Source organism: Streptomyces sp. NPDC086989 (genome assembly GCF_044745505.1).
Lineage (GTDB): Bacteria > Actinomycetota > Actinomycetes > Streptomycetales > Streptomycetaceae > Streptomyces.
Window position 1 is genome coordinate 361828 of record NZ_JBIVAL010000002.1, and the last position, 21949, is coordinate 383776.

Here is a 21949-nt window from a genome sequence, read left to right on the forward strand (position 1 = left end):
CCGGACCCGGGGACCCCGGGGATCCGGGGATTCAGGGGGCGGGCGGCAGGTCGACCAGCCGCCCGCCCTCCACCAGCATCCCGGCCCGCTTGATGTTGCGCAGGGTCGGGATCACCTCCACGTGCTGGATGCCGGGCACCGCGCCGATCCGCTCGGTCATGTACGTGTACAGCGCGTCGGTGTCCCGGCACACCACCGCGGCCATCAGGTTGGCCGTGCCGGTCACCGCCGCCGCGAACGGCACCTCCGGATGCCCGGCGAGCGCCGCGCCCACCTCCGCCAGCCGGGCCGGCGCAGCGGTCAGCATCAGCGTCGCCTCCGCCTCGAAGCCCAGGGTCGACGGGACGAGCTCCACGTCGAAGTACAGCGCCCGTAGCTCCCGCAGCCGGTCCACCCGGCGGCGCGCGGTGGATTCCGACAGCCCGGAGGCGCGGGCCAGCTCCGGATATCCGGCCCGGCCGTCCTGGCCGAGCACCGCCAGCAGCGCCAGCTCGGCCTCGTCCAGGGTGTACCGCTCCTGCCCGTGCACCACCGGGGGCCGCTGCGGCCACGGCGCCAGCGCCGCGACCTGATCGGGTCGCAGGACGTCCAGCCCGCACCACTGCGACGGCCCGCCGATGTAGACCCGCAGGATCGTGTGGGCGCTGACCCCCGTCACGCGGCGGGTGCGCGGGAGCTTGTCGAGCAGCAGGCCGTCGCGGTCCTGCCGGGTCCGGGCCTTGGTCAGGCAGTTGATCTCGGTGCCGCCGGAGCCGAGTTTCACCCAGGAGATGTCCGGCCGCCGGGCCAGCGCCCCGGCCACCGCGAGCGCGGCGTCCGGCGCGCACTGCACCCGCAGCCAGGACTCGAACAGCCCGACGCGGTTGCCCAGCGGCAGTCCGACGACCCGGAGCAGGCCCGAGGTCCGCAGCCGGCGGTAGCGCCGCACCACCGTCTGGTCGGAGACCTCCAGCACCTCGGCGATGCGGCTGAAGGGGGCCCGGCCGTCGGCCATCAGGGCCTGCATCAGACCCCGGTCGAGCTCGTCGAGCTGGACGGAGCCGGACGTGGAGGCGAAGGCGGAGGCGGGATTCGCTCGGGTGGGCGTGGTCATGGTTTCCATCATGACAGGGGGTCCGGGCGGAGGAATCCGGCAGCCAGAGGCGTGTGGGTGGGTGATCGGCCGCGGGGCTGGGAGTTTGGAACCACCGCCGACACCTGCCGGGCCTGTGGGCCCCGAGGAGATCTCCCATGCGCAAATGGCTTCCGCTGACCGCGGTCTGCCTCGGGGCGTTCATGCTCCTGATCGACGTCACGATCGTGATGGTCGCCCTGCCCGACATGGCCGCCGACATGAACACCGGGTTCTCCGGACTCCAGTGGGTCATCGACGGCTACGCCCTGGCCCTCGCCGCCCTGCTGCTCGGCGCCGGCTCCCTCGCCGACCGGATCGGCCGCCGCCGCGTCTACCTCGGCGGGCTAGGGCTCTTCGCCGCCGCCTCGCTCGCCTGCGGACTGGCCACCGGCCCGGCCGAGCTGATCGCCTTCCGCGCCGTCCAGGGCGTCGGCGGCGCCGCGATGTTCGCCACCACGATGGCCCTGCTCAGCAGCGCCTACCAGGGCCGTGACCGCGGGGTCGCCTTCGGCGTCTGGGGCGCCGTCAACGGCGCGGCCGCCGCGGCCGGCCCGATCATCGGCGGGCTGCTCACCGAGCACTTCGGCTGGCGCTGGATCTTCTTCATCAACCTGCCCGTCTGCGCCGTGGCCGTGTACGTCACCCTCCGGTCGGTCGCCGAGTCCCGCGACCCGCGCGCCAAGGGCCTCGACCTTCCCGGCATGGCCGCCTTCACCGCTGGCGCGGCGGCCGTGACGTACGCGCTGATCCGGGTCGGCGAGGACGGCTGGACCGGCTCCGCCACCCTCGGCCTGCTCGGCCTCGGTGCGGCCGCCTTCGCCGCGTTCGTCGTGGTCGAGCTGCGCAGCTCCCGCCCGATGCTGGACCTCTCGCTGTTCCGCAGCCGCACCTTCGTCGGCGTCATGGCCGCCGCCCTGCTGCTGTCCGGGGCCGCGTTCTCGTACCTGATGTACGTCTCCCTGTGGCTCCAGACCGCCGAGGGGATGGGCCCGGTCTCCGCCGGCCTCGTGCTGGTGCCGCTGAGCGTCTCCTCGTTCGCCGTTTCCGCGGTGGCCGGCCGGCTGCTGCACGGCGCCCCGGCGCGGCTGACCATCGGCGGCGGGCTGCTGCTGATCGGTTCGGGCGCACTGCTCCAGGCCTGGATGACGGACGCGGGCGACGGCTGGCCGGCCCTGGTCCCGGGTCTGGTGGTGACGGGCCTCGGCGTGGGCGCCGCGACCCCGGCGCTGGCCGCCGCCGCGATGGGCGCCGTGGCCCCGACGCGGGCGGGCATGGCCGGCGGGGCGCTGAACACCGCGCGGCAGCTGGGCATGGCGCTCGGTGTCGCCGTGCTCGGCGCGGTCTTCCAGGCCGGACTGACGGACGGGCTCAGCGGCTCCGGCCAGGGGCATGGCACGGCCGAGGCGCTGGCCGCGGGGCGCGCCGGCGAGCTGCTGGCGGCGGGCCCGGCCGCGCGGGTCTGGGTGGAGGAGGCCTTCGCGAGCGGGCTGCGGGGGACGTTCCTGGTCTCCGGGCTGATGGGGCTGGCCGGCGCGCTGGTGGTGCTGGTCCTGGTCCGTACGAAGGCCCAGGCCTCCGCTCAGGCCCCGGCTCAGGCCGCAGCCCCGGAGCCCGACGCGGGGGTGGACGCCCCGGTCTCCGAACGCGCTCCCGCGTAGCGGGTGCGGGCGGGACCGTCCGGGCGCAGGCCGCCGATCGGGAGGGTGAACCTTCGAACGACTGAGCGTGCCGAAACGGTTCAGCGGGGGGTGCCGCTCCTACGCTGCCCGCTGGATGTCACCGGACCGGCATCCAGTACCCACAGAACGGACTGCTCCCCATGCGCCTTCGACCCACCGCCGCAGCGCTCCTCGGCGCCCTCGCCCTCGTCCTGCCCGCCGCCGGCACCTCGTTCGCCGGCGACGACGGCGACACGCTGGGCCGGCTGGAGTACATCATCGACCACGACGAGCGCGCGCAGATCCATCCGGCCAACTACGACACCTGCTACGAGCTGACGTACACCTCGGCCAACCGCCCCGCGACGTCGGTGCGCAACGACACCGGCGCGCGGGCCACGCTGTACCCGGGCCGCGGCTGCTCGGGCCGGGAGGAGCGGACGCTGGAGCCGGGGGACCGGGTGAACGACGTCTCGGTCCGCTCTGCGATCTTCACGCCGGTCCGCGGCCGCCACGACGACTTCCGCGACGACCGCCGTGACGACTGGGACGACGACTACCGCAACGACGACGGCTTCCGAGCCCGCCGCACGTCGAAGGACGGGCCGGAGCCGGGCCGGGAGCAGCGCCAGGACCAGGGCCAGGGCCAGGACCAGCCCCAGCCCCAGGGCCAGGGCCAGGGCGAGGAGCACCGGGGAGACCACCACCGCGGTGGGCCCGACGTGTTCGACTTCGTCTTCCCCCGCATCGGCTGACGTCCGCCGCGGCCGGAGACGGAGCAGGTCCCGTACCGCGGGAGTACATGGGACAGGGCCGTCCGGGAGGGTCTCTCCCGGACGGCCCCGTGTCTTTCGGGTCAGCCGTTGTGCTTCATCTGTCCCGGAGGGTCAGAAGGTGAGCTTCCAGCTGTTGATGTAACCGGTGTCCAGGCTGGCCGCGTCACGGACCCGGAGCTTCCAGGTGCCCTGGGCGACCTCGGAGGACGCGTTCACCGTGAAGCTCTGGACGATGTTGTCCGCGCTGCCGCCGGTCCGGTTGCGCAGGTTGTAGACCGAGCCGTCGGGGGCGACCAGGTCGACGACCAGGTCACCGACGTAGGTGTGGACGATGTCCACGTCCACCTTGAGGGTGCTCGGGGCGTTGCCCGTGCGGGTCACGGTGATCGGGGACTCGACGGTCGAGTTGTCCGCGATCTGGTAGTCGTTCGTGTTCTCGAACACGCTCTGCTGGGACGTGCCGACGGTCCAGGTGAAGGACGCCGTGCCCGTCTTGCTCTGCGAGTCGGTCACCGTGACGGTCACGTTGGACGTGCCCGCGGTGGTGGCCGTGCCCGAGATCAGACCGGTAGAGGAGTTGATCGACAGGCCGGCCGGCAGGCCGGTCGCCGCGTAGCTCAGGGCGCCCGGGTTGGTGCTGGTCGCCTGGACCTGGAGGCTGACCGCCGTGTTGATCTGGGTGGTCTGGTTGGCGATCGGGGTGACCGAGACGCCGGAGACGATGCGCGCACCGACGTTGATGCCCGCCCAGGCGTTGGCCACGTTGTTGTACGTGGTCGAGCCCTGGCCGTACAGGTCGGCGGCGGCCTGGAGGGTCGCGGTGCGGGCGGCCGCGTAGTTGGTGTTCGACTTGAAGTAGCCCACCGTCAGCGCGCGGAACCAGATCTTCGCGGCGGCGTCGCGGCCGATCGCGGTGACCGGGAGGTTGTCCGAGGTCGGCGAGTTGTAGCTCACGCCGTTGATGACCTTGGCGCCGGAGCCCTCGGACATCAGGTAGTAGACGTGGTTGGCCGGGCCGGACGAGTAGTGGACGTCGATGCCGCCGATGCCCGAGTACCACGCGTCCTTGGAGCCGCCGTCCTTGCTCGGCTTGTCCATGTAGCGCAGCGGGGTGCCGTCGCCGTTGATGTCGATCTTCTCGCCGACCAGGTAGTCGCCGACGTCCTGCGGGTTGTTGGCGTAGAACTCGACGTTCGCCGCCATGATGTCCGAGGTCGCCTCGTTCAGGCCGCCGGGCTCACCGCTGTAGGTCATGTTGCCGGTGACCGAGGTGAGGCCGTGGGTCATCTCGTGGGCGGCCACGTCGATGGACGTCAGCGGGTGCGTGTTGCTCGTACCGTCGCCGTACGTCATGCAGAAGCAGGAGTCGTCCCAGAACGCGTTCACGTACGCGTTGCCGTAGTGGACCCGGCTGTACGGGGCCACGCCGTCGTTGCGCAGGCCGTTGCGGCCGTGCACGTTCTTGTAGTAGTCCCACGTCAACTGTGCGCCGTAGTGGGCGTCCGCGCCGGCCGTCGCGCGGTTGGACGCGGCGCCGTTGCCCCACACGTCGGTCGTGTTGGTGAACAGGCTGCCGGTGCCGGAGCTGCCGCCGTTGAGGTCGTACGTCTTGTGGTTGCCGCGCCCTGCGTCGGTCAGCGTGTAGTTGCTGCCCGACTGCGAGGTGCCCATCGTGACCTGACCGCTGTACATGGTGTTGCCGGTGCCGGTCTCGATGGCCTGCCACTGGGTGATCTTCGCGCCGGTCTTGGCGTCGGTGACCACGTGCAGCTCGCTCGGGGTGCCGTCGTCCTGGAGGCCGCCGACGACGGTCTCCCAGGCGAGGACGGGGGCGCCCTCGGCGGCCCAGATCACCTTGCGGGCGCTCTTCGAGGGCTTGGCGTCCTTGGAGCCGGCCGCGTTCGCCGCGGAGACGGCCTGGCCCTCGGCGCCCGCCGGGGTCACGGTCGCGGTGGTGTCCGCGACCTTGATCTCGTGGTTGGTCGCCTTGGTGATGCTCTTGGTGACGCCGCCCTTGGCGTGGACCGTCAGGTCGCCGCCGAGCACGGGGAGTCCGCCGTAGGTGCGCTCGTACGTGGTGTGCGTGGTGCCGTCGGCGTCCTTGACGACGTCACGGACGACCAGCTTCTCCTGCTCGCCGAGGCCGAGGGCCTTGGCCGCCTGGACGGTCGTCGAGTTGGCGTCGGCGATGAGCGTCGCACGCTCGGAGGGGCTGAGACTGACGGCGGCCGCGCCCGGGTTGGGCTGGGCGGCGGTGCGGGCCTGCGACGCGGTGGCGTCGGCGGAAGCGGTGCCGGCCTGTATGCCGACGGCGAGCAGCGCTGCGGCGGCGACGAGCGCGCCGGCCGCGGAGGCACGCCTGTGGGGGGTGGGACTCAACGCAGACTCCTTCTGCAAGGGGTTCCGGATGGCTGGGTGGGCCTCCGGGCAGAGCAGGCTGGTGCGATGAACGGATCGAAGAGTGCCAGTCGGCGGCGAGAATGTCAGGGGCGCGTCAAAAGGTTGGCCGGAAACGGTTCGTTGACCGAAGAGACGTATCCGGTATCCGGACCATTCACCTTCGCGTGCGAAGGGGCTACCCGATATCTGGAACGGTTGGTACCGGTTGCTAACACTTGCGCAACAAGAGATCTCGTTCGCGCAATCGGCATTTGTCGTACGGGTGTTTGTCGTACTGTTTCCCGGTGCGCCAGATGTCCGTCGCCAGGGGAAGCCACGGACACGCGCCGCCGTCGTAGACCACGTGCCAGGGGGGCCCATGAGGCATGTCCATTTTCCTGCGCAAAGACTGGCCGCAGCGGCCGCCGAGCCGACGGGGCTCGCTGCGGCCCCGGTGAGGCGGATCGGGGACAAGGCGCGCTGGTACCTGCCCGCCGCCCTCGTCGCCGACTTCCTCGGCGCCGCGATCCCCGTGGCGCTCGTCTTCCAGGCCGCACAGCAGGTCCGGCCGGTCTACTGCGCCCTCGGCGCGGCCTTGGCGTGGACCGGGGTGCAGGCGGTGCGCCGGCGTTACACCTCCCGCGCGCTCGGAGAATCCCGCGGCGTGCTCCCCGTCCTGCACGACTGGCTGATTCTCATCGGTGTCCTGGCCGTGGCCCGCGTGGTCACCGGCGAGAACACCCCCCGGCTGTCCGCCCTGGGCGCCCTCCTGCCCGCCCTCCTCGTCACCGTGGCCTGCCGCAAGCTGACCTACCGTCACCTCTCGGCCGCCCGCCGCGAGGCCCACGCCGTCAGCCGGGTCCTGGTGGTCGGCGAACCCGGAGCCGCCGACGCCCTGATCGAGCACCTGGCCGCGCGCACCGATCACCCGTACGTCGTCGTCGGCGTCGTGCCGGTCGGCACCGGCCCGCTCGAAGGCGGGGTGCCCGTCGCGGCCCGGCTCGACGAGACCCCGCCCGAAGCCCCGAACGCCGACTCCGCCGCCGTGCTCGCCGCCGTCCGCAGCCACCACGCCGACCTCGTGCTGGTCGCACCCGGCGCGCGGATCGGCGGCGAGCGGCTGCGCAGGGTCGCCTGGGCCCTGCACGACGCCGGGCTGGAACTCGCCGTCTTCCCCGGCCTCGTGGAGGTCTCCGTCAAGCGGCTGGAGACCCTCTCCGCGGGCGGGCTCGCCGTGCTGCGGGTGGCGCCGCCGGTGGGACGGGGCGTCCAGACCCTGCTCAAGTCGGTCCTCGACCGCACGGGGGCCGCGCTCGGACTGCTGCTGCTCTCGCCGGTCTTCCTCGGCATCGTCCTGGCGATCCGCCTCGGCTCGCGCGGTCCGGCGTTCTACCGCCAGGAGCGCATAGGGCGCGACGGGGTCCCGTTCGTGATGTGGAAGTTCCGGACCATGGTCGTGGACGCGGACCGGCTCAAGAACGAGCTGTCCGGGGCCAACGAGAACGACGGCCTGATGTTCAAGATCCGCCGCGATCCCCGGGTGACCCGGGTGGGCCGGCTGCTGCGCCGCACCTCCATGGACGAACTGCCCCAGCTGTTCAACGTGCTGGGCGGGCACATGTCCCTCGTCGGGCCGCGCCCGCCGCTGCCGGAGGAGGTGGCCCAGTACGACGAGGTCGAACTGCGCCGGCTCACCGTGCGGCCCGGCATGACCGGGCTCTGGCAGATCAGCGGACGGTCCGACCTGTCCTGGGACGAGACGATCCAGCTCGATCTGCAGTACGTCGACAACTGGTCCTTCACCAGTGACGTCGACGTCATGGGCCGTACCCTCCGCGCCGTCGTCGACGGCCGCGGAGCGTACTGAGGAGCCGCGGCCGTTGCGTTCAGCCCTGCTCGCGCCACCACCGGTAGGTGGCGGCGATGCCGTCCCGCAGCTCGATCTCCGGCTTCCAGCCCAGCGAGGTCAGGCGCGTGACGTCCAGGAGCTTGCGCGGCGTTCCGTCCGGCTTGGACGTGTCCCAGGCGAGCCGGCCGCGGAAACCGGTCACTTCGGCGACGGTCTCGGCGAGGGCCTTGATGGTGAGGTCCTCGCCGCAGCCGATGTTCACCGGCTCGTCGCCGTCGTAACGGCCGAGCAGCACCGCGCAGGCGGCCGCCAGGTCGTCCACGTGCAGGAACTCGCGGCGCGGGGTGCCGCTGCCCCACAGGGTGACCTCGTCACGGCCTTCGGCGGCCGCCTCGTGGAACCGCCGGATCAGGGCGGGCAGTACGTGCGAGGTCTGCAGGTCGAAGTTGTCGCCGGGCCCGTAGAGGTTCGTGGGCATCGCCGAGATGTACGAGGCCCCGTACTGCTTGCGGTACGACTGGACCTGGACGATCCCGGCGATCTTCGCCAGGGCGTACGCCTCGTTCGTCGGCTCCAGCGGGCCCGTCAGCAGCGCGTCCTCGCTGATGGGCTGCGGGGCGAGCTTCGGGTAGATGCAGGAGGAGCCCAGGAACAGCAACCGGCCGACCCCGGCGGCGTGCGCGCCGCCGATGACGCTGAGCTGGATCTTGAGGTTGTCCTCCAGGAACTGCACCGGATAAGTGCTGTTGGCCATGATCCCGCCGACCTTGGCGGCGGCCAGCACGACGGCGTCGGGCCGGACGTCCTTCAGGTACGCCCCGGTTGCGGCGGCATCGCGCAGGTCGAGGTCGGCGCGGCCCCGGGTGAGCACCTCGTGGCCGTCGGCGGTGAGCCGGCGGGCGACCGCGGAGCCCACGAGGCCGCGGTGGCCCGCGACGAAGACGCGGGCGTTCGGGGGCAGGAGCGGCAGCGAACTTGTCATACCGCCGATGATGCCAGTCCGCCTCCGCGGGCAGCGGACGAGGTCCGGCGCCGCCGGCCGGCCGGGCGCACCCGGGCCCGCGCCGGCCCGGCCCGGTACGGCGCAATCCGCCCGGAGGGGGCGGGAGGGCGCCGTGTACGGTACGCATCCAGCCCCTTGGGCCCGCGGCCGTACGCGCCGTCAGGTCCCGCGCGGAAACCGGGGCGCGACCACCCCGCCGGGCCGGCGGGACCCCGTCACCCGCGGGGTACGGCCCCGCCCACCGGCGGACCGCACCGCCGCCCCGCCCCCGAGGCCATGCCTCACCAGAACAGACCGACACGACCCCCAGGGGGACCCACATGGGCAAGACCGCACTGATAACGGGCGTCACCGGGCAGGACGGCTCGTACCTCTCCGAGCTGCTGCTCTCCAAGGGCTACACGGTGCACGGCCTGGTGCGGCGGTCCTCCAGCTTCAACACCGAGCGGATCGACCACATCTACCAGGACCCGCAGACCGCCAACCGGTCCTTGGTCCTGCACCACGCCGACCTGTCCGACGGCGTCGCGCTGGTCAACCTGCTCCGGGAGATCAAGCCCGACGAGGTCTACAACCTCGGCGCCCAGTCGCACGTGCGGGTGTCCTTCGACGCCCCCCTCTACACCGGCGACGTGACCGGCCTCGGCGCTCTGCGGCTGCTGGAGGCGATCCGGGCCAGCGGCGTGGACACCCGCATCTACCAGGCCTCGTCCTCGGAGATGTTCGGGGCCACCCCGCCGCCGCAGAACGAGCAGACCCCGTTCCACCCGCGCAGCCCGTACGGCGCCGCCAAGGTGTTCGCGTACTGGACCACGGTGAACTACCGCGAGGCGTACGACATGTTCGCCGTCAACGGGATCCTCTTCAACCACGAGTCCCCGCGCCGCGGCGAGACGTTCGTGACCCGCAAGATCACCCGCGCGGTCGCCCGGATCAAGGCCGGTCTCCAGGAGCACCTCTACCTCGGCAACCTCGACGCGGTCCGCGACTGGGGCTACGCCCCGGAGTACGTCGACGCGATGTGGCGGATGCTCCAGCAGGACGAGCCGACCGACTACGTCGTCGCCACGGGCGTGGCCGCCACGGTCCGCGAGTTCGTGGAGTCCTCCTTCGCGCACGCGGGCCTCGACTGGGCCGAGCACGTGCGCTACGACCCCAAGTACGAGCGCCCGAGCGAGGTCGACGCCCTCATCGGCGACGCGTCCAAGGCCAATGAGCTGCTTGGCTGGAAGCCGACGGTGCTCGTGGCCGAACTGGCGCAGATCATGGTCGATGCCGATATCCGGCAGGTCGAGGACCAACTGGCGGGCGCGACGGTCCGCATCGACCGCTGAACGTCTTATATTTCCCCTACGATTTGCCGTGTCCCGGTCGTCTCCCCTGGTATCAGTGGACGTGGCCGGGGCAAACCTGCCGTATGTCCGTAGCGCACCCTCCGAGCTGAGCCATTGATCCCAAGTTGGTATGCAATGGGTCAAGGGAGGTGACCAGGTCCTCGCGGGAGCCCTAGTCTGCGCCAGTACATATGGCTGTTCGGATAGTTCCAGCCATCAAACCGGGCGATTGCCCTGGGGGGCTCATGCGTAGATCCAGAGGGCTGACTGCTGCCCTCGTCCTGTCACTGGCCGGGGCCGGCACCGGCATAGGCCTGGTGCTGATGCCCGAGGCGTCCGCCATCACGCCTCCCGTGGCATTCACCGCCGACGAACTGCCGACCTGGCAGCCCAACGGCGTCGTCTTCGCGATGGCCGAGGCGAACGGCACCGTCTTCGCGGGCGGCACCTTCTCGGCCGTCCGCCCGCCCGACGGCACCAGCGGCGCCGAGCAGGAAGCGGTGAACTTCGTGGCGCTCGACGCCGCGACGGGCAACCCGACCTCGTGCAAGCTGGCCTTCACCGGCGCCGACGGATCCGCGACCGTGCGCGCGCTGGCCGTCTCCAAGGACAAGAAGACCCTGTACGCCGGCGGCTACTTCGGCGCCGTCAACGGCACCCCGGTCTCCAGCCTCGCCGCGATCGACATCGCGAGCTGCACGCCCAAGGCCTCCTTCCACCCGGGCTTCCCCGCCACCGTGCGCGGACTCGCCGTCACGGACGACACCCTCTACGCGGCCGGCGACTTCGGCACGGTCGAGGGCCAGACCCGCGAGCGGTTCGCCGCCGTCGACGCCGGCTCCGGTGCGCTCAAGCCCTTCGTCGCCGACGCCGACGAGCCCGGCCGCGCGATCGAGGTCACCCCGGACGGCAAGAACGTCCTCCTGGGCGGTGACTTCTTCACGGTCAACGGGAAGAACACGCACGCCCTGGCGGTCGTGAACGCCACCACCGGCGCCGTCGTCAAGACGTACGGCAACATCCCGTCGAACTCCGTGGTCAAGGACATCGCCACCGACGCGACCGGCTTCTACACCGGCAACGAGGGCTCCGGCGGCGGCGTCTTCGACGGCCGCATCGGCCTGAACCTCAGCGACTTCAACGAGAAGTGGCGCGACCGCTGCCTCGGCGCGACCCAGGCGGTCCTGCCGTACGACGGCGTGCTGTACAGCTCCTCGCACGCCCACGACTGCTCCCTCGAAGGACAGTTCCCCGACGGCAAGCGCAACTTCTTCAACGCGCAGCTGACCGACTACGAGGGCGCCGCCCCCGCGCCCGTGGACGGCTTCGTGCGCAGCCCGCGCAAGCTCGGCTGGCACCCGACCGCCAACGACGGCATCGGCGAGGGCATCGGCCCGCGCGCGATGACCATCGCCGAGAAGAACGACGTCAAGTACATGTGGGCCGGCGGTGAGTTCACCGCCATCAACGGCAAGCCGCAGCAGGCGCTCACCCGCTTCGCCTCCACCGGCGACGTCGGCGCCCCGACGACCCCGGTCGCGAGCGCCGGCAGCGTCAAGTCCGGTGAGGTCCAGGTCCGCTGGCGCACCAGCTACGACGCGGACGACAGCAAGCTGACGTACCGCATCTACCGCAACGGCTCGTCGACCCCGATCGCGACCGTCGCCGCCGACTCCCTGGAGTGGCAGCGCCCGCAGGCGTCCTGGAACGACACCACGGTCAAGGCCGGCCAGTCGTACACCTACCGCGTGACGGCCACCGACGCGGCGGGCAACACCAGCGCCCTGTCGGCCACCGCCTCGGTCACCGTCCCGTCCTCGGTCCAGTCCTACCCGGACCAGGTCCGCGCCGACGGCGCCACCCTGTACTGGCGCTACGACGACACCGTCAGCCCGTACGTCGCCGACTCCTCGGTGAACGGCAACACCAGCGGCATCCAGCTCAACGCCCCGGCCCTGCGCCAGACTCCGGGTGCGATCACCGGCGCCAGCACGGCCATGGGCTTCAACGGCACCAGCCAGCAGGTGTACAGCGACCACCGCCAGACGGTGGGCAACGCGTTCGCCGTCGAGACCTGGTTCAAGACGGGCACCACGCGCGGCGGCAAGCTGATCGGCTTCGGCAACAACACCGACCGCAGCAGCGGCACGTACGACAAGCAGATCTACATGACCAACACCGGTCGTCTGGTCTTCGGCGTCTACAACGGCTCGACCCGCACCATCACCACCGGGCTGTTCGACACGTACAACGACAACAAGTGGCACCACGTCGTCGGCTCCATGGGCGCGAGCGGCATGGAGCTCATCGTCGACGGCCAGAGCAAGGGCACGCTGAACGTCACCAGCTCCGTCTCGTACGAGGGCTTCTGGCACGTCGGCGGCGACAACCTCGGCAGCTGGCCGACCAAGCCGACGAGCAACTTCTTCGCCGGTCAGATCGACGAGACGGCCGTCTACCCGAAGGCGCTCACCGCGGCCCAGGCCAAGAACCACTACGACCTGGCCAAGGCACCCTCCGACTCGGTCTCCAAGGTCTCCGCGACCGAGGACACCTACGTCAACCAGGGCGCTCCGAGCGCCGCCAACGGCGCCACCACCTCGCTGGCCGTCCGCGGCACCTCGGCGTACGAGACGTACCTGCGCTTCAACCTGCCGGCCGCGCCGGCCGGGCAGGTCCTGAAGTCCGCCGCGCTCCAGATCAAGACGTCGACCCAGGCGAACGCCGGTACGGCCGACAAGGTGTCCGTGGTTCCGGTCACCGGCACCTGGAGCGGTGCGACCACGACGTTCACCACCAAGCCCGCTCTCGGCACCACCGAGCTCGGCTCGTTCGCGAGCGTGCCGGACGGCTCGGCGACGGCGAGCACGCCGCTGGACACCGCCACGCTCTCCGCGGCGCTGGGCAGCAGCTACAGCATGGCCCTGACGAGCACGGGCACCGACCCGCTGTGGATCTGGTCCTCGGAGTCGACGGCGGCGGACGCCGCTCCGCAGCTCGTCCTCACCTTCGGCCCGAAGTAACCGTCTGAACGGCAGTGCGGGGCCCGGCGCGCGACACGGCCGGGCCCCGCACCCCTATCGCAACCGATCAACTGGCACGTACAGGAGCCCCTGATGTACCGACGCTCCGCCGCGGCTGCTGTTCTGCTGGCCGCAGCTCTGACCCTGACCGCCTGCAGTTCGGACGGCGGCGGCAAGGCCGACGCCGCGGACGCCAAGCCGAAGCCTCCGGCCGCGTCGTCGGTCACGGACCCGGCGGACGCCTCGGCGACGCCGGCGGCACCCGACGCGAAGCCGACCGGCCCGGTCCTGCCGGACGCGAAGATCACCCCGAAGACGGGCAGCTTCAAGCCGAACGAGAAGCAGTACCTGAGCGGACGGGTCCCCGAGAAGACGGACCCGGCGGCGGTCCTCCAGACCGGCCAGGAGTCCTGCCAGCGGGTGGAGCGCACCGCGAAGCACGACAAGGACGCGGCGACCGGAGCCGTCGTCGCCGGGGAGATCCCGGGGGCGAAGGACGCGATCACGTACCTGTGCCCGGAGCAGAAGCCGATCCTGGACGCGGCGTCCAAGGGCTTCGGCGACGGCACCCGCCAGTCGCCCGCGGCGGGCACGTACCGCGCGCTGACCCAGAACACGACGTGCACCTGGGAGGCGAAGGGCAAGGACGGAGCCGTCCTGGCCTCGGGCCCGGAGACGGCGCCGAAGGCCGGCGACAAGATCACGGCGAACATCCCCCCGGGCACGGCGCAGTTCACGTCGACGGGCTGCTACGCCTGGATCCCCGCGTAACGCGCCTCCCACGCCGACGAGACGCCGCCCCCGCCCGGACTCCGGGCCGGGGGCGGCGTTTTCGTTCGCGGGCCCGGGGTAGCCGCGCCGTCAGACGACAACGACTCGGAGGCGGTTCACATGGGAGGCATCGGCGGCTGCATCGCGCTGATCGTCGTGGGGGCCATCCTCACGTTCGCGACGGACTGGCAGATGGAGAGCGTCAACCTCGACGTCGTCGGCCTGATCATGATGGCGGCCGGCGCCATCGGACTCGCCGTCTACGCGAGCGTCTTCAGGCGCCGCCGCGCGGCGGCCCTCCCGGTGGTCGACGAAACCCACCGCGAGCTCTGACCCGGAGGGAGACGCAGGACTGCCCTCAAGCCCGTGCGCCGCGAACCGCGGGTTCAGCGGGTGATGCGCCCGTAGACGGCCAGGAGGGTGTCCAGGACCGCGTCCATCGAGAAGGATTGCGCGGCCAGTTCGCGGGCCGCCCGGGAGGCCGTCGCGTTGGCCTGAGGGTCCAGGAGGGCGAGGACGGCTTCGGCGACGCCGGCCGGGCCCGGGGCGACCGCCCGGCCGGCTCCTGCGCCGGCGATGTCACGGGCCAGCCCGTTCGAGTGCGTGACCACCGACGGGACACCCACCGACAGCGCCTCCAGGACCGACATCGGGAACGGCTCGTCCACCGACGGCAGGACGTAGACGTGGGCCCGCCCCAGCTCCGTCAGGACCTCGGCGGTGGAGAGCGCCCCCGGCACCGTGAAGCGGGAGGTGAGTCCCAGTTCCGTGATCCGTGCCCGGACGGCGGCCAGTTCGCCCTCGTCCGGCCCGGCCACCACGAACTCCGCGTCCGGGTGCGCCGCCAGGACCGCCGGGGCCGCGTCCACGAAGTCCACCGGTCGCTTACGGGCCTGCAGGCGCGCCGAGTAGAGGATGCGCGGGGGACCGGCCGGGGCCGGCCGCTCGTCCTGCGCGGGGGTGCCGTTGACCAGCCGGACGGCCCCCGCCAGCGGGGCGCCCACCACCGCGTCGAGGCCCTCGCGTTCGTGCGGGGTCAGGTACAGCACGGCGTCCGCGCCGCGCAGCAGCCGGCGTACGGCCACCGCGTCGAGCACCTTGGCCAGCAGCCTCCCGCTCGGGTCCACCATCCCGTGGGTCTGGAGCACCAGCGGCTTGCCGGCCCGCAGCGCGGCGAGGGCCACCGGAAGGGTCACCAGGTCCCGCGCGAGGTGGACGTGGACCACGTCCGCGTCCCGCACCAGCCGGCCCGCCGAGGCCAGCAGGGCCGGCGAGGTCATCCCGCTGAAGCCGAGGGGGAGGATGCGCCGGGCCGGGTACAGCTTCGCCGGGACACCCTCCACCGAGGTCGGCCACGGGTCGGGGAAGCCTTCGCCGAGCGCGAGCAGACCGGCCTCGTGGCCGCGTTCCCGCAGCCCCTTGGCCAGGTTCAGCGCGACCCGGACGGGCCCGCCGAACGCGTGCGAGGGGGAGTGGAGCGTGACGGCGTGCAGGACTCTCACTTGGGCTCCTCGACCGGGCGGCGCTGCCCGTCCATCGTCTGCAGCGTCAGCGCAGGAAGGTTTCTGTGGATCACCGATCCGGCACCCGCCACCGCGCAGCGGCCCACCGTGACCCCGGCCAGCACGGTCGCCCGTACGGCCACCCATGCGCCGTCCTCGACCACGATCGGCGCGTTGCGGTAGCGGAAGTCCGCGGCCCGGTGGTCGTGCGACCCGGTGCACAGCATCGCCTCCTGCGAGACGCACACGTTCGCACCGATGGTCACCGGCTCCAGGTTCAGCACCCAGGCGCCCTCGCCGATCCACGTGTGGTCGCCGACGGTGAGCTTCCACGGCCACAGCACCCGCACCCTGTGCCGGATCAGCACGCCCTCGCCGATCCGCGCACCGAACGCCCGCAGCAGTGCCACCCGCAGCCGGGCCGGGCAGAACCACGCCATGAACAGCGTGTTCATCACCGCGAACCACAGCGCCTGCGTCAGCAGCCCGCGCCCCTTGTCGTAACCGGCCAGCGTGAAGGCAGGAAGATCGCGCAACTGTCGCCCCTCGTCGTGCTCGGCAGGCGCGCCTCCCCGGGCGCCGCCCGCTCAGACTAGACTGCGCGCGGACCAGGCACATGGGGTGGGGGCGGCAGTGGCAACGGACATACGCAAGCCCTCCGTCACCCCGCCGGTGCGCGACCTCGCCGACGAGAACAAGTGGGGCAAGGTCACCACTCCGCGCACCCTGCTCTCCCGCGCGCTGTCCGTCCCGCTCATCCTCGGCTTCACCGTCTTCCTGCCGCTGTTCGTCGCCGTCCAGCCCGGCGACGGCCAGCGCGACGCCGCCTTCTGGCTCCAGCTCCTGCTCACGATGTACGCGGGCGCCCGGCTCTCCGCGATGGTCCTCACCAGCCGCCGCAAGCTCCTCCAGGGCTCCTTCTGGCTGTTCGTCTACATGGCGATGGGCGTGGCCCCGCTCGCGCAGGCCGTCCTCGGCCGGGTCCCGACCCCGGTGGTCGGCGCCCGCTCCGACCTCACCGCCGCGATCGGCCTGGTCCTGCTCGGCTGCACGGCGTTCGACGTCGGCGTCCTGCTGGCCCGCCACCGGCCGGCGGGCCGGGCGGGCGGCTCCCAGAAGGAGCCGCGGCCGGTCATGGCCCACCGGCGCCGCCTCCAACTGCTCACCGGCCTCGCCTTCCTGGGCAGCGCCGCCTTCATCGTGAAGCTCGGCGGTCCGGCGGTCTTCTTCTCCAGCCGCCAGGAGATCATCGCGGGCATCCAGGAGGCCGGCGTCTCCAACGGCGACGGCCAGGCGGGCCAGGCCCTCCTGCGCGGCTTCGGCACCGTGCCGGCGCTGCTCGCCCTGCTGATGTACACGCGCTGGCTGATCACCTCGACGTACGCCCGCCGCACGGTCTCGGTCATCGTCACCTGGGGCGCGCTCGCCCTGGTGAACCTGGTGGTCAACAACCCGATCTCGAACCCGCGGTACTGGTTCCTCACGGTCATGTTCGCGCTCCTGTTCACCGTCTTCCCGGTGAGCGCCGCGATGTACCGGGTGGCGCTGTCGATGGCCGTGGTGATCGCCCTGCTCGTGTTCCCCTTCGCGGACCGCTTCCGCTACGACGAGAAGAACTACAAGCCCGTCGAGACGACGTCGTTCCTGGAGCCGATGGCGCTCAAGGACTACGACCAGATCGGCATGTTCGCGAACACCATCACCTACTCGAACTCCGGTCCCGGGCACCTGTACGGGCGCCAGCTCGCCGGATCCGTCTTCTTCGCGGTGCCGCGCTCGGTGTGGCCCGGCAAGCCGAAGGACACCGGCGTGATGGTCGGCGAGTGGATGGGGACGGTCAACACCAACCTCTCCTCGCCGATCTGGGCGGAGCTGTGGCTCGACTTCGGGCCGCTGGGGATGGGCGCCGGGCTGCTGGGCATGGGGTACGCCTCGGCGCGCGTGGACCGCCGGTACGCGAAACGCGCCACGCGCAGGACCCCGCCGGGCAGCCTGATCTCGGTCGTGGTCCCGCTGGTCGCGGGCTATTCGTTCATCCTGCTGCGCGGGCCGCTGCTCCAGGCCTCCGGCCGCGTCGCGATCGCGGGCCTGTGCCTCGCGCTGGTGGCGACGTACCGCCAGGACAGGTCGACCATGCTGCGCTGACCCGCTGACCCGCTGACCCGCTGACCCGCTGACCCGCTGACCCGCTGACCCGCTGACCCGCTGACCCGCTGACCGCCCCGCGCGCAGCGAGGGCCCGGCGGGTCAGGCCGCGGTGGTGACGGCCCCGGCCGGCGCCGGGGTCCGGGAGACGCGCAGCCAGGCCGCGGCGGCCTTCAGGGCCGAGCCCGCGGCCAGCCCCCACGCGGCGCCGGACACGCCCCACACCGCGTACCCGCCGAGCAGCAGCGCCACCGACAACAGCGAGAACACCACCTGCAGGGACAGCGTCGCCCTCGGGTTGAGCACCCGCAGGGTCAGCAGGGCGCAGGTGCCCAGGCCCATCACCGCGTACTGGGCCCCCGTCGCGGGGAGCAGGGCCGAGGCCGCGGCCCAGGTCTCGCCCAGCAGCCGGCGCCCCAGGTCGGCGGGCAGGGCGTACAGGGCCGCGGCCCAGCCGGCGCCGAGCACCGCCAGCACCGCCCCCATCAGCACGGTCAGCCGGACCACGCCCCGCTTGCCCGAAGCCCGCCCCACGACCGGCGGCCCGAACGCGTTCGCCGAGTTGAACAGCACGTTCAGCGGCCCGAACAGGGTCGTCGCACCCCGCAGCGCGCCCACCGCCAGCGGCGTGGCGAAGACACCGAGGCCGAGCACCGCGAGCTGGCTGGAGCCGTTGCCCACCGCGAACTCGACCACGAACCGCTGTCCCAGGTGGCCCCGCCGCAGGTACGGCCGCAGGTCGGTCCGCGCCCCGCGTACGTACGGGCGCAGCAGCCACAGGCCCAGCGCGAGCGCCGGAAGCGCCGAGACGCCCCACACCAGCACCAGCCGCCCCGCCGAGGCCCCCTCGGGCTGGAGCAGCAGCGCGGCGACCACGCAGACCAGCCGCAGGGCGTCCGCGGCCAGTGCCCGCTCGGGCGTGCGCAGCGCGGAGAAGCAGTACCGCAGGCCGTCCTGGACGAGCACCAGCGGCAGGACGAGGCCCAGCGCGAGGAAGCCCCGGCCCCCGTCCCCGGGCAGGGCGGCGCCGACGACGGCCAGCGTCGCACCCGCCGCCGCCGAGGCCGCCGCGGTGAAGGCCGGGCCCGAGCGGCAGACCGCGCCCAGGCGGCCCTCGTCCTTCTCCAGCACCACCGTCTGGCCGACGTACGCCATGTTCAGCCCGAGGAGCACGCTGAACGTCACGTACACCATCGAGAAGTCGGCGAAGCCGGACGCCGAGGACAGCCGCGCGGCCAGCACCAGCACCAGGATGTTGGTGGCGCTGGACGCTGCCTGGTCCAGGACCGAGGAGACGGCGGCGAGGCCGCGCCTGCTCATCTGCGGCCCATGCGCACCGTGCGCAGGGCCACCGTGTCCGTGCCGTCGCCGGGGATGTGCTGCTCCGGTCCGGCCTGCCGGTGTTCCTGGTCCGGCTGCCGCGTCAGCGGCTGCGGCGCGGACGGCCGGGAGGCCTGCGCCGGCGCGTCGGAGCCGGTCGCCTTGCCGCCGCGTCCGCTCCGGCCGCGCTTCTCGCCGGGCAGCGGGGCGTGCAGCACCGCGCCGAGCACGGTGCCGCCGGCGCCGCTGATCAGCTCGCGGATCCGGGACAGGTCGCTGCGGTGGACGGCGCGCGGGTCGCACACGACCAGGACCCCGTCGACGCGGTCGACGAGGGCGAGGGCGTCGGCGTACGAGAGCACCGGCGGCGCGAGCACGACGACCGTGGAGTTGGGGGAGTCGGCCTCGGAGATCAGCCGGGTGGCGCGCGAAGAGGTCAGCGCGCGGGCCACGTTGCGGACCGGCTCCCCCGGGATCAGGTCGAAGGCGCCCGACTCACCGGCGTCGACGACGAGCTGGCGGCCGTCGGGCCAGTCGGACTCGCCGTGCGCGGCGGAGTGCCCGCCGGCGGCCTGGCCGCCGGTCGACTGGCTCCAGCGCGGGCGTCCGGCCCCGGTCGGCAGCTGGCTGGCCAGCACCGGCGTGCGCAGGTCGGCCTCGATGAGCAGGACGTCCTTGCCGGTCTCCGCGAAGGAGGCGGCCAGGTTCACGGCCGCCGCCGCCGCGATCTCGCTGCTGCCGCGCGGGGCGACGACCAGCAGCCGGCGCCGGTCGGCGAAACGGGAGTCGTAGGCGAGCCGGAAGGCCACCGACCGGAACTCCTCGGCGAGCCGGGGGTCTTCCTCACCGGCCGCGAGCAGCGGGCCGCCGCCGGTCTTGGGCCGCGGCAGGTAGCCCAGCACGGGAGCCCGCAGCGCCCGCGCGACATCGCCCTCGGAGCGCGGTGCGGGGTCGAAGACGAGCCGGACCCACGCGGCGAGCAGACCGAGGGCGAGGCCCACGGCCGCGCCGAGCGCGAGCGACATCGGGATGCCGGGTCCGTCGGTGCCGGACGGCGGGGTCGCGGGGCTGGTGACCCGGCCCGGGCTCATGTCCAGGGCCTGGAGCTTGGCGATGTTGCCGTTGAGGGTGTTGACCTTGCTCTGCAGGTCGGTCTTCGAGGCGTACGCGGCGTCGCGGCCCGTGCCGGCCGGCATGGAGTTGATCTGCTTGACGAGATCGTCGAGGTTCTTGGCGATCGGATCGCGCTGGTCCTGGTAGCCCTTGACCATCCTGTCGCGCGTGACGTCGAGGGACTCCTGCCGCTTGAGCAGGTACGCCTCGGTCATCGCGTTGGCGCGGGTGGCGGCCTCCTTCGGGGAGGACGCGGTGTAGGTGAAGCGCAGCACCATCGTCTGCGGCGGGTTGGTCACCTGGAGGCCGCTGCGCAGCCCGGCGAAGTCCTTCGAGGTCACGCCGAGTTTCTTCGCGGCCTCGTTGGCTATGGAGGAGCTCAGCGCGACCTGCCGCTCCGAGCCGATGTTGATCGCCTTGTCGGGCGCCAGGCTCGGGTTGAACGGGTCGTCGGTGGGTGCGCGCAGCACGATGTCCGCGGTCGCGACGTAGGTGTCGGACGTGGAGATGCCGAGGTAGACGCCGCCCAGCAGGCCGATGCCGACGCCCGCACCCAGGAGGCGGCGGTAGCGCAGGAGCTGCTTGAACTGGTCCCTGAGGAGGTCCGGTTCGTCCTCCGCCGGGGCCGCCGCGGGGCGGTTCGTCTCGATCACGGCTGCGGACCCCCAAGTGCTTCGTCTATCAGTGCGTCGATGCGGGCCAGGCCCGCGTCACGGCTCAGGTGGGCCGCCACGTGGCGGGGCCCGGCCGCCCCCAGGGCATCCGCGCCCTCGGGGTCCTCGGCGAGGGCCCGTACGGCCTTCAGCAGGGCGTGGGGGTCCTCCGGTGGTACGAGCACCCCCGCGCCCGAGCGTTCCACTTCCTGGGCCGTGCCGCCCTCCGCCGCCACGGAGGCGATGACGGGTCGGCCTGCCTGGAAGTACGAGGTCAGTTTGGACGGCACGCTCATGTCGAGCACGGCGGCGTGCTGCGTCACGGCGAGCACGTCCGCCGCCGCGAGGATATCCGGGAACTCTCCGTCGGCGGCAGGGGGGATGATGTCCAGGTTCGGCACGTCTGCCGCGAGGTCGGCGAGCGCCTCGCGCTGGCTGCCGTCGCCCATGAGGACGAAACGGACGCCCGGGTCCAGGCGGGCGGCGCCGACGAGCACCTCCAGCCCCTGCTTGAGGCCCATGTTCCCGGAGTGCAGGACGACCGGCTCGCCGGGGCCCCAGCCGAGGTGGCGCCGGGTCTGGCCGCGCGGCTTGGTGGGCTGCTGGACGTGGGACCAGTTCGGCACGAGGCGGATCCTCCCCGGGTCCACTCCCATGCCGACGACCCGGTCCACGAAGGTCTCGTGGATGACGCCGACGAGGGTGGCCCGCTTCAGGGCGTACGCCTCCGCGCGCCCGGCGATCGCGGCGGCCTTGTCGCCGCCGCTGATCCCGCTCTGCGCGGCGGCCGCGCCCATCAGGTCCTGGACGACCGGGACGAACGGGACCTTCCAGCGCGCGGCGAGCCGGGCGGCGAGGACACCGCCGGCCAGGCTGGGCATCTGGGCCATGACCGCGTCGGGGCGCGGCATCCGGGGCGGGGCCACGGCGCCGTGCAGCAGAATCGATCCTTCAAAAAGGGCCCGCCTGACGGCGGTCTGACGGGACGGCACGGTGTGCGCGCGCCGGTGCACCGTGACCCCCGCGCGCCGTTCCGTGCGCCGCAGCGCCCCCTTGTACTCCGGCTCCAGCGACCACGACGGGTAGTGCGGCATGCCGGCGAGGACGTGGGTGTCGTGGCCGAGATCCGCCCAGTGCTCCGCGATCTGGGTGGCGTACGGCCCAATCCCCGCGTGCTCGGGTGCGTAATTCGTGGAAACCAGCAGCAGCCGCCGGTGACCGGATCTCGACACTGAACGTCCCCTTCTCCCCAGGATGATGCGCACGTCACCCTATTCGTTCACCGGCAGGGTGGGGAACGTGCACGCTA

At 72.4% G+C, this 21949-nt stretch carries 16 protein-coding genes; 8 read left to right on the forward strand and 8 right to left on the reverse strand.

Going from position 1 to position 21949, the window contains the following annotated elements:
* Positions 1-31: 31 nt before the first annotated feature.
* A complete protein-coding gene (locus ACIPK4_RS05395) occupies positions 32-1093 on the reverse strand; it encodes an Lrp/AsnC family transcriptional regulator (protein ID WP_402309421.1) in 1062 nt (353 codons plus the stop codon).
* 137 nt (positions 1094-1230) lie between these two features.
* On the opposite strand from ACIPK4_RS05395, the gene ACIPK4_RS05400 reads away from it, so the two are divergent.
* On the forward strand, positions 1231-2772 hold the full coding sequence (locus ACIPK4_RS05400) for an MFS transporter (RefSeq protein WP_402309422.1): 1542 nt from the start codon (positions 1231-1233) through the stop codon (positions 2770-2772).
* Positions 2773-2933: 161 nt separating this feature from the next.
* A complete protein-coding gene (locus ACIPK4_RS05405; RefSeq protein ID WP_402309424.1) occupies positions 2934-3527 on the forward strand; it encodes a hypothetical protein in 594 nt (197 codons plus the stop codon).
* Between the two features lie 132 nt (positions 3528-3659).
* Here the strand turns inward: ACIPK4_RS05405 and ACIPK4_RS05410 are convergent, their stop codons facing one another.
* On the reverse strand, positions 3660-5927 hold the full coding sequence (locus tag ACIPK4_RS05410; protein ID WP_402309425.1) for a M4 family metallopeptidase: 2268 nt from the start codon (positions 5925-5927) through the stop codon (positions 3660-3662).
* Positions 5928-6306: 379 nt separating this feature from the next.
* Here ACIPK4_RS05410 and ACIPK4_RS05415 point away from each other — a divergent pair, with 379 nt between their 5' ends.
* Positions 6307-7794 (forward strand): sugar transferase, encoded by a 1488-nt coding sequence (locus tag ACIPK4_RS05415; protein ID WP_402309427.1) that lies wholly within the window; start codon positions 6307-6309, stop codon positions 7792-7794.
* Between the two features lie 19 nt (positions 7795-7813).
* Here ACIPK4_RS05415 and ACIPK4_RS05420 read toward each other — a convergent pair whose 3' ends face one another.
* Entirely contained in the window at positions 7814-8758 is a 945-nt protein-coding gene (locus tag ACIPK4_RS05420) for a GDP-L-fucose synthase family protein (protein WP_402309429.1), read from the reverse strand.
* A gap of 341 nt (positions 8759-9099) precedes the next feature.
* On the opposite strand from ACIPK4_RS05420, the gene gmd reads away from it, so the two are divergent.
* From gmd to ACIPK4_RS05440, 4 genes are all read left to right on the forward strand, one after another.
* Complete coding sequence (gene gmd / locus ACIPK4_RS05425; RefSeq protein WP_402309431.1) at positions 9100-10113, forward strand: GDP-mannose 4,6-dehydratase; 1014 nt, start codon at positions 9100-9102, stop codon at positions 10111-10113.
* A 245-nt stretch (positions 10114-10358) separates the two neighbouring features.
* A complete protein-coding gene (locus ACIPK4_RS05430; RefSeq protein ID WP_402309433.1) occupies positions 10359-13136 on the forward strand; it encodes a LamG-like jellyroll fold domain-containing protein in 2778 nt (925 codons plus the stop codon).
* A gap of 93 nt (positions 13137-13229) precedes the next feature.
* Entirely contained in the window at positions 13230-13907 is a 678-nt protein-coding gene (locus tag ACIPK4_RS05435; protein WP_402309435.1) for a hypothetical protein, read from the forward strand.
* Positions 13908-14027: 120 nt separating this feature from the next.
* Positions 14028-14240 carry a DUF6458 family protein gene (locus ACIPK4_RS05440; protein ID WP_054224569.1) on the forward strand — a complete coding sequence of 71 codons (213 nt, stop codon included), beginning with the start codon at positions 14028-14030 and terminating at the stop codon, positions 14238-14240.
* A gap of 53 nt (positions 14241-14293) precedes the next feature.
* Here the strand turns inward: ACIPK4_RS05440 and ACIPK4_RS05445 are convergent, their stop codons facing one another.
* On the reverse strand, positions 14294-15409 hold the full coding sequence (locus ACIPK4_RS05445; RefSeq protein WP_402309437.1) for a glycosyltransferase: 1116 nt from the start codon (positions 15407-15409) through the stop codon (positions 14294-14296).
* Positions 15406-15945: a WcaF family extracellular polysaccharide biosynthesis acetyltransferase gene (locus tag ACIPK4_RS05450; protein ID WP_376192491.1), complete on the reverse strand. Its 540-nt coding sequence runs from the start codon at positions 15943-15945 to the stop codon at positions 15406-15408. Before ACIPK4_RS05450 ends, ACIPK4_RS05445 begins: the two co-directional genes overlap by 4 nt.
* 97 nt (positions 15946-16042) lie before the next feature.
* Here ACIPK4_RS05450 and ACIPK4_RS05455 point away from each other — a divergent pair, with 97 nt between their 5' ends.
* Entirely contained in the window at positions 16043-17554 is a 1512-nt protein-coding gene (locus ACIPK4_RS05455) for a hypothetical protein (protein ID WP_402309439.1), read from the forward strand.
* A gap of 102 nt (positions 17555-17656) precedes the next feature.
* On the opposite strand, the gene ACIPK4_RS05460 is transcribed toward ACIPK4_RS05455, so the two are convergent.
* From ACIPK4_RS05460 to ACIPK4_RS05470, 3 genes are read right to left on the reverse strand one after another with little or no spacing between them, the layout of a single operon-like run.
* The gene (locus ACIPK4_RS05460; protein WP_402309441.1) at positions 17657-18874 is read right to left on the reverse strand and encodes a hypothetical protein; all 1218 of its coding nucleotides are present in this window, start codon (positions 18872-18874) and stop codon (positions 17657-17659) included.
* Positions 18871-20640 (reverse strand): lipopolysaccharide biosynthesis protein, encoded by a 1770-nt coding sequence (locus ACIPK4_RS05465; RefSeq protein ID WP_402309443.1) that lies wholly within the window; start codon positions 20638-20640, stop codon positions 18871-18873. Before ACIPK4_RS05465 ends, ACIPK4_RS05460 begins: the two co-directional genes overlap by 4 nt.
* Positions 20637-21842 carry a glycosyltransferase family 4 protein gene (locus ACIPK4_RS05470; RefSeq protein ID WP_402309726.1) on the reverse strand — a complete coding sequence of 402 codons (1206 nt, stop codon included), beginning with the start codon at positions 21840-21842 and terminating at the stop codon, positions 20637-20639. Before ACIPK4_RS05470 ends, ACIPK4_RS05465 begins: the two co-directional genes overlap by 4 nt.
* Positions 21843-21949 lie beyond the last annotated feature (107 nt).